9 protein-coding genes are annotated in these 12,413 nt (G+C 60.2%); 1 reads left to right on the top strand and 8 read right to left on the bottom strand.

Going from position 1 to position 12,413, the window contains the following annotated elements:
• The gene (locus AC1RTP_RS04475) at positions 1–834 is read right to left on the bottom strand and encodes an aldose epimerase family protein (RefSeq protein WP_498605099.1); all 834 of its coding nucleotides are present in this window, start codon (positions 832–834) and stop codon (positions 1–3) included.
• A gap of 240 nt (positions 835–1,074) precedes the next feature.
• Here AC1RTP_RS04475 and AC1RTP_RS04470 point away from each other — a divergent pair, with 240 nt between their 5' ends.
• On the top strand, positions 1,075–2,751 hold the full coding sequence (locus AC1RTP_RS04470) for a sodium:solute symporter family transporter (RefSeq protein WP_498605098.1): 1,677 nt from the start codon (positions 1,075–1,077) through the stop codon (positions 2,749–2,751).
• A gap of 167 nt (positions 2,752–2,918) precedes the next feature.
• Here AC1RTP_RS04470 and AC1RTP_RS04465 read toward each other — a convergent pair whose 3' ends face one another.
• The 7 genes from AC1RTP_RS04465 to AC1RTP_RS04435 all read right to left on the bottom strand — a co-directional run bounded on the left by AC1RTP_RS04465 (position 2,919) and on the right by AC1RTP_RS04435 (position 12,341).
• Entirely contained in the window at positions 2,919–4,103 is a 1,185-nt protein-coding gene (locus tag AC1RTP_RS04465; protein ID WP_498605096.1) for a XylR family transcriptional regulator, read from the bottom strand.
• Positions 4,104–4,417: 314 nt separating this feature from the next.
• The gene (locus AC1RTP_RS04460; RefSeq protein WP_498605094.1) at positions 4,418–5,572 is read right to left on the bottom strand and encodes a helix-turn-helix domain-containing protein; all 1,155 of its coding nucleotides are present in this window, start codon (positions 5,570–5,572) and stop codon (positions 4,418–4,420) included.
• Positions 5,573–5,725: 153 nt separating this feature from the next.
• On the bottom strand, positions 5,726–7,966 hold the full coding sequence (locus AC1RTP_RS04455; protein ID WP_498605092.1) for a glycoside hydrolase family 3 C-terminal domain-containing protein: 2,241 nt from the start codon (positions 7,964–7,966) through the stop codon (positions 5,726–5,728).
• Positions 7,967–8,037: 71 nt separating this feature from the next.
• A complete protein-coding gene (locus tag AC1RTP_RS04450) occupies positions 8,038–9,141 on the bottom strand; it encodes an acyltransferase family protein (protein ID WP_498605090.1) in 1,104 nt (367 codons plus the stop codon).
• Positions 9,138–10,262 (bottom strand): glycoside hydrolase family 5 protein, encoded by a 1,125-nt coding sequence (locus AC1RTP_RS04445; protein WP_498605827.1) that lies wholly within the window; start codon positions 10,260–10,262, stop codon positions 9,138–9,140. Before AC1RTP_RS04445 ends, AC1RTP_RS04450 begins: the two co-directional genes overlap by 4 nt.
• 100 nt (positions 10,263–10,362) lie before the next feature.
• Positions 10,363–11,079, bottom strand: a complete 717-nt coding sequence (locus AC1RTP_RS04440; RefSeq protein ID WP_498605089.1) for a GDSL-type esterase/lipase family protein — start codon at positions 11,077–11,079, stop codon at positions 10,363–10,365.
• A 2-nt stretch (positions 11,080–11,081) separates the two neighbouring features.
• Positions 11,082–12,341, bottom strand: a complete 1,260-nt coding sequence (locus tag AC1RTP_RS04435; RefSeq protein ID WP_498605087.1) for a GDSL-type esterase/lipase family protein — start codon at positions 12,339–12,341, stop codon at positions 11,082–11,084.
• Positions 12,342–12,413: the final 72 nt, after the last annotated feature.

The following is a 12,413-nucleotide window of genomic DNA, read 5'->3' as shown; positions in this document are numbered from 1 at the left end:
CTACATCAGCAGGGAGAGCCGATAAACGGTGGTTTGCCGGTACACCTGCCCAGGCAGGACGATGATCTGCGGCCAGGCTGCATTGGTCAGCGCGGGATGCGCCTTGGCTTCCAGCCAGAAGCCTCCCTTATGGCCGGCTCGGAATTGTACGCCGCTCTCGGTAGTGTGGATCTGCAGGGATCGCCCCGAGGCAGGTTCATACACACGCGCCACCTCCCGCAATGCCCCCTGCCCGCCTGAAAAATGATTGCGGACGAAGAAGCAGTGATCGAAGCCGCCCGTCATATGCACCTGGCTATCGGGCCAGCGCAGGCGCGCGCCGATGGGCGCCGGCTGGCGGAAGTCGAAAGCCGTACCGCCTACCGCCGCGATGCCGACCGGCGCACCTTCAGCGTCCACTTCGACGTAGTAGTCGGCATCGATCTGCACCATGTGGTCGCCCACCTCGGCGATGCCGCCATTCAGGTTGAAACAGGGATTCAGGGTCACGTCTAGGGGCGTCGGCGCCATCGCCATCACTTCATGGTCCACGGTCAGGCAGCCTTCGTCGTCCAGGCGGTAGCGAGCCTGCTGCGCGACTGAGCCGCCGTCTCCCATTTGCAGCAGGGTCACCTCGCTGCCATCGTAGCGTCCTTGCCAAAGTGCCGGGCGAGCGGGGCGCGAGGGTACCAGCAGCACGTCCGCCATACGGCCATATCGGTCCGGCGCCCGCCAGGAACACAAGGCGGCGCCGCTCTCGCTGATCGTCACCATCATGTCGCTGGCGTTCCTGAGAGTGAACATGCGGTGTTCGTCCGCCTCGGATGCGGTGCCGGAAAAGGGTTTTGTCATCATTAAAAGATCAGCTTCCTGTGCACACGGTATTGGCACCATGCCATTCTGCTATCCGTGGCACGGCGATTCAATTACTAAAATCACCAACGCTTGGAACGATTCTGGCGAACTGCTACGCAAAGGGCTTTTCTACGCCCGGTATTGGGCAATAATGCGAGCGCAGACAGCTTCAATATAACAGGGCACCGGCTTCAGCAATCGCTTGCCAGCCCCGAGACAACCCCCAAACGTGAGCACCGCATGAGTACCTTTTCATCCCTAGACTTGATTGTCTTCCTGATTTACTTCATCGCCGTCGCCAGTTACGGCATCTGGATTTACCGGCGCAAGCAGAACAGCTCCGGCCAGGCTTCGCACGACTACTTCCTGGCGGAAGGCTCGCTGACCTGGTGGGCCATCGGCGCCTCCCTGATTGCGTCCAATATTTCGGCCGAACAGTTCATCGGCATGAGCGGCTCCGGCTACAAGATCGGCATGGCGATTGCCGTGTATGAGCTGATGGCGGCAGCCACCCTGGTGATTGTGGCCGTGTTCTTCATGCCGGTCTACCTGAAAAACCGCATCTACACCATGCCGCAGTTCCTCGAACAGCGCTATGGCAAGGCTGTGGCGACCACCATGGCCCTGTTCTGGCTTGGCCTGTACGTGGTGGTCAACCTGACCTCCATCCTTTACCTGGGCGCGCTGGCGATTTCCAGCCTGTCCGGCATCGCCCTGCTGCCATGCATGCTGTTCCTGGCGATTTTCGCTGCCATTATCACCCTGGGCGGCATGAAAGTGATCGGCTACACCGACGTGGTGCAGGTAGCCTGCCTGGTGGTCGGCGGCCTGGTAACCACTTGGCTGGCGCTCGACCTGGTGGCCGGCCTGGCCGGTAAACACGGTGCGCTGGACGGCCTGTCCGAACTGTTCGGCGTGGCGCGCGGTCACTTCGACATGGTGCTGAAACGTGAAGACCCGAATTACATGGACCTGCCGGGCCTGTCGGTCCTGCTGGGCGGCATGTGGATCGTCAACCTGAACTACTGGGGCTGCAACCAGTACATTACCCAGCGCGCCCTCGGCGCCGACCTCCCGACCGCCCGCAAAGGCCTGCTGTTCGCCGCTTTCCTCAAGCTGCTGATGCCCGTGATCGTGGTGCTGCCCGGTATCGCCGCCTATGCGCTGGACAAATCCGGTGCACTGGGCGACGCCATGCGCCAGGGCGGCGAGCTGAATCCGGACCGCGCCTATCCTGTCCTGCTTAACCTGCTGCCAGCCGGCCTGAAAGGCGTGGCCTTCGCGGCGCTGACCGCAGCCGTGGTGGCTTCGCTGGCCGGCAAGGCAAACAGCATCGCTACCATCTTCACGCTGGACATCTACAACAAGACCTTCAACAAGCAGGCCACCGAGGCGCGCATGGTATGGATCGGCCGCGTGACCGTGGTCGTCGCCATGGCGCTGGCCGTGCTGATTGCGCCTATGCTGGGCATCGACAAGAAAGGCGGCTTCGCGTACATCCAGGAATACACCGGCTTCGTTTCGCCTGGCATCCTGGCCATGTTCCTGATGGGCTTCTTCTGGAAGAAAACCACTGCCGGCGCCGCTATGTTCGCCACCGTTGGCGGCCTGGCTGGCTCGATCGTGCTGAAGTTCCTGCCGACCATGATGGATCTGTCCTTCCTGGTGCCGATCGGCTTTGCCAAGGTGGCTGCGTCCGGTGTTGCGGAGATTCCATTCCTGGACCGCATGTTCATCGTGTTCTGGTTCGTCGTTGCGGGCATGGTCCTGATCAGCAAACTGGCTGAAGCCAAGCGCAATGGCGTGGTCAAGCACCTGCATGTGGATACTTCGCTGTTCCGCGTGGATGGCGCGTTTATGGCTGGTTCCGCGATCATCGGCGTGGCGCTGGCGACGATTTACGGCACGCTCTGGTAAGAGATCCGTTAGCACTGAAGCCAGGGGCTGGCCCGAAAGGGTCAGCCCCTTTTCTTTTGGACCATCGCGCGGACGAAACTGATAACCGGCGAAAGCCGCTGACTGCGGGAGCGCAAATAAAAAAGCCGCACATTGACTGTGCGGCTTTTTGTTCGCGGCTGACTGAATTATCCGACTTCCGCCATCGCCTTGTCGCGGTAGGCGCGCGGCGTGCAGCCCAGTTCCCTCTTGAAGACCAGGTGCATGTACTGGGTCGAAGTGAAGCCGCATCCCAGCGCCACGTCGGCGATGCTGCGCTCGCCGCACTCCAAGCCCGCCTTGGCGGCATCAAGCTTGAATTGCAGGATCACGTCATGCACGCTGCATCCCAGCTCCTGCCGGAAGTACGCCTCCAGCGAGGAACGCGATACACCCACGTATTCGGCCACCTGGTGCGTCTTGATGCCCTGGCAGGCGTATTGGCGGATGAAATGCTTGGCGCGCGCCACATGCGGATGCCGCACCGGCTGGTGCTGGCTTGAAGCAAACACGTTGATCCCCGCCGGCGGCATCTGGATGCGGGTATTCGCCAGGCGCACCCCATGCAGCATCTGGTCCAGCAAGTGCGCCGCCGTGCGGCCCATCTCCTGGGCGCCCTGGATCACGGAGCTGAGAGGAATCCTGGTCAGCATGCGCACCAGCGGGTCGTTGTCGATGCCGATGATGGCGACCTGCTCCGGCACCGCAATGCCGGCAATAACGCAGGCTTGCAGCAGCTGCCGCGCACGGGCGTCCGTTACGGCGATAACGCCGACCGGTTTCGGCAAGCTGCGCAGCCAGGCGATCTGCCCTTCCACCGACTCGTCCCACGCCAAAGCGCTGGTTTCGCAGCCGCGGAAGATTTCAGCATCCATCTGGTCAGCCGCCATCAGGCTGCGGAAAGCGATTTCACGCTCTTGTGCCCAGCGGTTTTCCTTGGCCTTGGGCAGGCTGAACATGGCAAAGCGTTGCAGGCCGACGTCGATCAGGTGGTCGCGGGCGAGCTTGATCAGCTTGAAATTGTCCGTCGCGACGTAAGGTACGCCACTCGGGTATTCCTCTTCATTGGAATACGAACCGCCTACCGCCACCACGGGCACGCGGCAGCGTGACAGGGCCGCAGCCACGGCCGGGTCGTCGAAGTCGGCAATAATGCCGTCGCCCTGCCAATGTTCAATTCCCGCCAAACGCAGGCGAAAATCCTCTTCCAGGAATAAATCCCATGCCACTCGGGTGCTGCCGAGATAAGCCGCAATTCCGGCAATAATCTCGCGATCGAAACTTTTATTTGCGTTAAAAAGCAGGGCAATACGGTGTGCTTTGGAGGTATTCATATTCGCCACTCAGAAAACAGGTTTCAGATAAAAATCAGAAAGCCACTACTGGACCTTTAATGGTCCAGCAGAGTTCAGAGTGGGTAATACCCAAGCCGCCGGCATTAATGGCGATCAATATATTTTTCATGCTGTCTCCGTGATGCCGGAGTGGCGCTTGCGCGCTCTCCGGTCTTCGCTAGATGGGCGTGGATAGCGGAAGCTAAGCCACGGTCCAAGCATAGGCGGAGGAAGCCCAGGGGTAGTAACGCCCCGGGAAGTAATACTATCAATGTGCAGAAATTGCGATTAGTCCTGCAGGGAGTGCAAGAAAATCAGCCTTGTTCGGCCCCGGCCGGGCACATGGCGTCGGCCTGTACCGGCTGGATGGCGAGGGAGCGGAAGGACTTTGGCGTGCAGCCGTATTCTTCCTTGAACAACTTATTGAAATAGGAAATATTTGAATAACCTACAGAATAGGCGATTTCCGCAATGGCTGCAGCGTTATTTTCAGTTAATAAGCGGGCCGCTTCGGACAGGCGCAATTTGTTCAGGTAGCTGGTAAAAGTCATCCCCAACTCTGACTTCAGGACTTCGTTGACTTTATTTCGGTTTGTTCCCGTTGCGGCAACCACGCCTTCAAGGTCGAGTTCAGTATTCGTATAATTCGTCGCAATAAATTTCAACACCGTCGCCTTTTCCTTGTCTTTATAAGGCTCCAGCGTTAATTGCCGATAAGCGACCAGCGGCAAGTCTTTCCTCATTCTCGAATTCAGGCTGACCGTCAACGCGCGGGCATGGGCGCGGAAGAACCACCAGGCGAACCCCGCCCAGCTGGCCAACAGCAGAACGACCAGCGCCGCGATATATCGGTAGTCGCGGCCATGCAGCGTGAGCTCGGTGATCTCGACATAAGAATCGACGTTGAGGCGGGTCTGGTAGCTGGTGCCGAACACGAATTTCGCCACCTTATTCAAATCATAACCTTGGTGCGACAGGTCCAGCTTGACGGAGTAAAACCACCAATCGGGGATGGTCAGGCGCGTCAGGTCCAGCGAAACCGGCACTCCGTGCTGGTTGCAAGAAAAATAAGTGCCGGGAGAGCGGTACGTCAGATACTCGCCAACTTTGGTGATTTTTTCGTCAAACGTGGAGATACCGAACACCATGGAAGTGGCTGGCGAGCACTTGGCCAGGAAGCTGATGTCGCTGTACTTCGACCAGTCCACCAGGGCCGGACGGCCTTTGGCGTCGTACAACGCCATGCCAGCGGAAACAAACGGGTATTTCCCGGCGCTGGTTAACTTGAAGTCGAAGCGCAACTGGTCGCGCGGCCGCTGGGCAATGCGCACGGTGGAGGTACCGCCCATTTCCAGATCCGAATTAGTCTTGTACTGCCACCCCACCCCGGCCTTGTCCGACACCTGCAACGGGACCGAAAGGAAACTCTGGTAGATGAGGAAAAAGGCCAGCAATGCGTCGGCAATCACAAGGCCGATCAGCGCCAGCAGCGCCTTCTTAAAGAACTCTTGCATTATTGTCGTATTGGTTGAACTGTCTCCAGGCGTTCCCTTTTGTCGGGATAGCCATTTGCATCATAACAGTTCAACCAGTGAATGGGGGCGTGCGCCCCCACCTCCGTCTCAACGCGGATGGCGCAGGGGCTTGCCGTTCACGTCATACGTCGCAGCCTCCAGGTGCACCACGGTGCTGACGGCCTTGCCGCCGGCGGCATCGGCAGCCAGGGTGACTTTGTAATCACCCTTGGCGACCTTCCAGGTCTTGCTGGCCGAATCGTACATGGCCAGCTGGCGCGGATCGACCGTCACTGTTGCGCGGGCATCGGCGCCAGGCGCCAGGTCCACTTTCTGGAAAGCGGCCAGGCGTTTTGGCGCTTCCCACTTGGCAGTGAGCGGCGATACGTAAACCTGGGCCACTTCTTTGCCGGACAGTTTGCCAACGTTCTTCACGGTGAACGACGCCTGCAACGCGCCATTCTTCACGCCAGCCGACAGGCCGGAGAAGGTGAAGTCGGTGTAGGACAAGCCGTGGCCGAACGGGAACAACGGTTTCAGTCCCTTCAGGTCGAACCACTTGTAGCCAACTGCCGCGCCTTCGTGGTAGGTGACATCAAAGCGTTTGTCGGCCACTTCAGGGTAGCCATCCATCGCTGGACGCGGCAATTGCGATTCCGAGGCCGGGAACGTGGCAGGCAGGTGGCCGGAAGGATTGACTTCGCCCACCAGCACGCTGGCAATCGCCTCGCCGCCGCTGGTACCCGGATACCACGCTTCCAGCACCGCCGGAACCTTCGGCAGCCAGGGCATGGTCACCGGACCACCGGTTTCCAGCACCACCACGGTTTTCGGGTTCGCTGCAACGACCGCTGCAATCAGCTCATCCTGCTTGCCCGGCAAGGAAAGGTTGGCAGCGTCCAGCGCCTCGCCGACCCATTGGGTTGCGAACACCACTACCACGTCGCTTTCCTGTGCCAGCTTTGCCGCGGCAGCCATGTCCGTGCCGTCGCTGAAGGACACCTGCGACGACGGCAGGCGCTGCTGGATTGCCTTCATTGGCGACGAAGGGTAATACATGATCGGACCAGGCCAGATCTTTGGCTCCAGGCCCGGTACGGCATTGCCGCCGTGCGGGTACACGAGCGAGGAACCGCCTCCCGCCAGCACGCCCTTGTCGGCATAGCCGCCGATCACGGCGATGCGCTTCGCGGATTTGTCCAGCGGCAGGATGGAAGCGCTGTTCTTCAGCAGCACGATGCTTTCCTGCGCATCCTTAAGAGTCACGGCCGCATGGGCCTTGAAGTCGATCTTGCCCGGCTCCGATGCCACCGGATGGTCCACCACGCCATTCTCAAACATCGCATGCAGCACGCGGCGCGCCATATCGTCGACCCGCGATTGCGGCACCCAGCCGTTCATCACGGCTTCCTTCAGCGGCGCGCCGAAATAGTCGGAGAGGTCGAACGGCACGCCGGATTGCTGGTCCAGGCCCGCATTCGCGGCCGGAATCGTGCTGTGGGTGGCGCCCCAGTCGGACATCACCCAGCCCTTGAAGCCCCAGTCCTTCTTCAGAACCTCGGTCAGCAGGTAAGGGTTTTCGCAGGCATACACGCCATTGACCTGGTTGTATGAACACATGACGGCGCCAGGATTGCCCTCTTCCTTGGCGATCTGCAAAGCCAGCAGGTCGGACATGCGTGCGGACTTATCGTCGATCTTCACGTTGAGGGTAGTGCGGCCGGTTTCCTGGTCGTTCAGCGCATAGTGCTTCAGCGTGGAGACCACGTGCTGCGACTGGATGCCCTTGATCTGGGCGCCGACCATTTTGCCGGCCAACAGCGGGTCTTCGCCGCCGTACTCGAAATTGCGGCCATTGCGCGGGTCGCGCATCAGGTTCACGCCGCCTGCCAGCAGCACGTTGAAGCCGTAGCCGCGCGCCTCGGCGCCGATCATGGCCCCACCCTCGTAAGCGGTCTGCATATTCCAGGTAGCGGTAGTCGCCAGACCGGAGGGCAGCGCGGTTGCAGCCCGCACATTCGGGCCGCCCTGGCTTGCTACGCCGACGCCGGCATCGGTCTCCCACAGGTTTGGAATGCCCAGGCGCGGCACGCCGTAAATGAAGCCCGCCGACTGGTTGTACGATTCCGCTGGGCGCTTGAATTTCTTGGCTTCCTGGTCCATGCCGAAATAGCCGAAGACCAGCTTCAGTTTTTCGTCCAGCGTCATTTCCTTGACAGCCAGGTCGGCGCGCTGCGCGGCGCCCAGCTGGGTATTCATCCACGGTTTGCCTTCCGGCGCGGCCAGCGCAGTACCGCAGCATATTGCTACCGCGGCGGACAGGAGACTGATCGTTTTCTTCAATTTCATGGGTTCCTCGAAAAAAGGGGCGGCCGCAGCCGCCCCGAAAACTACCGGATTGGGTAGAGGAGACTACAGGGTTACAACAACGGTAGCTGGACGCTGAGCTGGCCTTGGCCAGCCTGGCGCTCCAGTAAAACACGGGTCAGCCATGCTCGCACCGGCCGGTCGTACCAGCGCGACAAGGCGAGCGCAAACATTGTCACGCCACAATACAAAGCAACGACTGCTGCCGCCAGCACCGGCCTGGATGGATGGGTGCTCCAGTTCCAATGGGCGAACAGATAAATAAACGGGTAATGCACGATATAAACCGGATAGGACAGCTCGCCCACCAGCTGGGTGACCGCGCCCATCGTGTCCACTGGCTGCACGGACCCGGCGCCGGCCATCAACAGCAGCGGGAATACCACGATCACGCAAGCCGCTTCATACAGCCAGTTGGCGGCGCCAAACATCGGCGCGGCGAAGACTGCGAGCAGCGCCAGGGACAGGACGATAAACGGCGCCGGCAGCGAAATCCGCAGCTTCATCCGGTACACCAGGAGCCCCAGCAGGAACGGGCAGGCCAGGCGCACCGGAGCAACCCAGTAATGGTCCCAGCCCCACCCATAGCCAAGGTTGCCGAACTTGTGCGCAGTCCACAGCAAGACCAGGGCGCTGAGCACGCAAAGGGCGATATGCATGCGGCGGCCCAGCCGTGGCGCAAACAGGCCAAACAGCACATTGGCGATATATTCCTCGAACAGCGTCCACGAAGGACCGTTCACCGGGTGCGTCTCGCCAAAGTAGTTGGGCAGGGTTGGCGTCGGCAACAGCAATAGGCTCAAGCCGAACGTCAGCAGCAGCATTCCCGGAGAAATGGCTGCGCCGACGCGCTGCGCATCGCCCACATTGGGGTCAAGCAGGTAGCCGAGGATCCCGACGACCATCGCAGCCACGACCATCGGATGCAGACGGACCAGGCGCCGCATAAAGAACGCCCCCGGAGCCAGGCCGCGTCCATCGTAGGCATGGCCCAGCACGAAACCGGACAGCGCGAAGAAGAAATCCACTGCCAAGTGCGTATGGCGCAATGGATTCTGCTCCAGGCTTGGCAACAGCATTTCCAGGAAATGAAAAGCGAATACGCTGAATGCAGCCGTGCCGCGCAGGCCATCGAGGACGTGGTAATGGCTTTTCATTTTGCCGCACCGACAATCGCGCTGATGACGTCCGGATAGGCCTGAACGCCGGTCACGCGGTTGAACAGGCCCATTTGATGGTTGCCGGTGTAGCCGTTATCCCAGTACATGGGCACTATGCCGCGTGTAAAGGCGGCATGTGCGACGTACTGGTCCCAGTACTTGCGATGTGTGCCGGCCGCATCGTATTCCTTGCGCACGACGGCGCCGAATTCGCCCAGCAACACCGGAACGCCCTTGTCGATAAAGGCCGTCTTCATCTTCTGAAATTGGGCATCCGTGTACGATTCATTGGCCGAGCCGGAAGGATTCGCTGCCCGGCCCCATTTCCACACGGTGCTGTTTTCATCCAGCGTGAAATCGTATGGGTCGTAATAATGCACTTCCATCATCAGCCGATCCGCTGCCGGGTCGCTTGGCATGGTGGCGTTGCAGCTGACGGCATTGTCGATGCCGGTATTGTAAGACTGCACCACCAGGTGACGCTTGGCGTTATTGCCGCCCGTAGCGCGCACTGCGGAGACGAAGGTCTGGTTGAAAGTTTTCTGGACTTCGCAAAACTCCGATGTCGGCGGATTGTAGTTCCCGTCGACCATCACTTCGTTGGTGCCGGCGAACAGCAAGGTATCGTCGTGGCTCCTGAAGTTGTTGGCGATCTGGGTCCAGAACCTGGCCAGCCTGGCATTGGCCGCCGCCTGATGGGCGTATGTCGGCTGCATCCAGCCGCCGTCCCAATGCACGTTGATCATTGCGACAAGACCCGCGTTGTGGGCGTAGTTCACCACCTCGGTGACGCGCTCCATCCACTGTGGGCTGATATTGTCGTTGGCGTCGGCATACGGCTTCCAGGACACTGGAATACGGACGCTCTTGAAGCCTGCCGCCTTGACGGCATTGAACAAGGCTTGCGACGCTTTCGGGTTGCCCCAGGCAGTTTCTGCGCCAGTCGCTTCCAGTGCATTGCCCAGGTTCCAGCCTGGCGCCATCTGCGAAGAGAGCTGCATGCTGGTCATGTTGCGCATGGTGCCAACGTGCACCGCTCCGCCGCCCGAACCGCTGTTCTGGGCTTGCGCAAGCGGCGCCGCAAAAAGCGCCATGGCTAGCAAGATATTGGTCAACACTGGTCTCATATTATTCGTCCGTTATGAGAAGCATTGTGAGATCTGCGACTTCATGCTGCAATTGCAAAAAACGCCAAGGCGAAATATGAAATTTCGCAGGCTATTTCAGCAAGTTCTCGATATCGGGGCGAAGCGCCGCCGCCAGGACGCGATAACCCTTCTCCGAGAAATGCAGCAGATCGGGCTGCAACTCCCTCGACAGCACACCGCCCTCACCCATGAAGCGCACTCCATAGTCATGGAAGAAAACCGTCTTCCCATCGCCCAACGTCCGTACCTGTTGGTTGAGCGCGATAATACGGCGCCGTTCTTCCGAGTCCGGGGCACCTTCCGGTAGCACGGCATTGAGCAGGATGCGCGCCGCAGGATAGTTCTGCCGCAGCGTCGTTAACACGGCCTGGATGCCGGCGAACACCTCTTCCGGCCCTTCATGGCAAAGGTTGATGTTGTTCACGCCGATCATCAGCACGACCAGTTTCGGCTTCAAAGCGGCGATCGCTGGATTTTGCAGGCGCCACAGCACGTTGCCGGTATGGTCGCCGCCTATGCCGAAGTTGGCGGGCTTCAGGCGGCCAAAATTGCTGTCCCAGAGCGGCGCCGGCCACATTTCGGTGAGCGAGTCGCCGACGAACATCACGTCGATATCGCCCTGCCCCGCACGCGCCACCTGGTCGGCATACATCTGATGCCAGCGCTCGATCGACATCCATGGGTATTCCACTGCGCGCGGCGCGGCATTGAGGGCGCAGCTGCCGGCCCATGCCGCCGGGGCGACGAAGGCTGCCAGCAGCAGGCCAGTTCGTACAGCTTTGATCATCTTCACTCCGATAACAGTTTTTGCAGGATCGGATCCATGCTGCGGGCCCAGATTTCGTAACCTTTTTCCTGCGGGTGCAAAAGATCCGGCATGATGTCGCGCGACAGCGTGCCATCGGCGTTAAGCAACGCGGAATTGATATTGGCGAAGAAGACATGCCGGCCATCGGCATAGCCCGCGATGATCGCGTTCACGCGTTCATTCAGGCGGCGCAGGAAGCCGGTCGGCTGCTCTTCGCGTGGGAAAACTGCGAGCAGCAGCAGCTTGGTCTTCGGCAGGCGGGTGTGCAATTCATCGATAATTGCCTTGACGCCGGCAGCAGTCGCCTTCGGATCATCATTGCGGTCGCCGGTATTGTTGGTGCCAATCATCAGCACCGCAACTTTCGGCGCGAGGCCGTCCACCTCGCCGTGCCGCAAGCGCCACAGCACATTCTCGGTATGGTCGCCGCCGAAACCCAAGTCCACCGCGTTGTACTTCGCGTAATAGCGTTGCCACACCGGCTGACCGGATTTCTCCCAGCCCTCGGTTATGGAGTCGCCGATAAACACCAGCTTCGGGTTCTTGCCCGAGGCGAGGACCTTGCGGTTTTCCTCAAGCTTTTTCTCGTGACGAGGCAGCCACGAGCCCAGGGCCCAGGAATGGTTCAGCGTATCCGGTGTCACCGATTCGGTGCGGTAATCCGGGCAGCTTGCGTTAGGCTTGCCTTCCTTGACGAACTTGATGGCGGCCAGCGCCACCTGGCCGCTGCCGTTGGCTTCCAGCGAAAACGGCAACGCAACCTTGCTGAAATCATCATCGTGGCGCGCGAAACAGGTCATCGCGAAGGACAGGTGCTGCCAGCCCTTCCCCTGCAGGGCCTTGCCCGGCATTACATATGAGAGCTTGCGGTAGCACTCCGTCCCGCAGCGCATGGTGAAATAAATGCCCCCCTTGTCCAGGTCAAGCACATTGATATCGAATTCCAGCGTACCGCCCGCCAAGTAAGGGCGCAAGTCCAGCGGCGTGCCGCCTTCAAAGCGCAGCGCGCTGAACCAGGAGTCCTTCCATTGCATTGTCAGGGCGCCCTGCTTCCCCGACACTTCGTCGATCCGTATCCCGACCGCTCCTGACGGCGGCGCCTCGTGCGCGCCGATCGTAGCGCTCCATGACGGCGCCGGCTTGCCGGCAAAGAGAACAGTTTCGGTATCGCCGGCTGCCTGTGCGCCAGCTCCCACGGCCGCCAGGACGAGGGCCGCAAACAGACTGATGGATCTTTTCATCCTCCGATTCTGCAGGCAGCCAGGGCGCCGGGCAATTACAAAATTCGCCAAGCACGCGAACGATATTCAACA

The sequence above is a fragment of the Pseudoduganella sp. GW821-FHT11H04 genome (assembly GCF_058807935.1).
The sequence above is the reverse complement of the archived record's forward strand: the minus strand, read 5'-3'. Positions and strand labels throughout refer to the sequence as shown.

Coding starts and splice junctions, on each gene's coding strand:
- AC1RTP_RS04475 (WP_498605099.1), bottom strand. CDS start 834: ATGATGACAAAACCCTTTTCCGGCACCGCATCCGAGGCGGACGAACAC.
- AC1RTP_RS04470 (WP_498605098.1), top strand. CDS start 1,075: ATGAGTACCTTTTCATCCCTAGACTTGATTGTCTTCCTGATTTACTTC.
- AC1RTP_RS04465 (WP_498605096.1), bottom strand. CDS start 4,103: ATGAATACCTCCAAAGCACACCGTATTGCCCTGCTTTTTAACGCAAAT.
- AC1RTP_RS04455 (WP_498605092.1), bottom strand. CDS start 7,966: ATGAAATTGAAGAAAACGATCAGTCTCCTGTCCGCCGCGGTAGCAATA.
- AC1RTP_RS04450 (WP_498605090.1), bottom strand. CDS start 9,141: ATGAAAAGCCATTACCACGTCCTCGATGGCCTGCGCGGCACGGCTGCA.
- AC1RTP_RS04440 (WP_498605089.1), bottom strand. CDS start 11,079: ATGATCAAAGCTGTACGAACTGGCCTGCTGCTGGCAGCCTTCGTCGCC.
- AC1RTP_RS04435 (WP_498605087.1), bottom strand. CDS start 12,341: ATGAAAAGATCCATCAGTCTGTTTGCGGCCCTCGTCCTGGCGGCCGTG.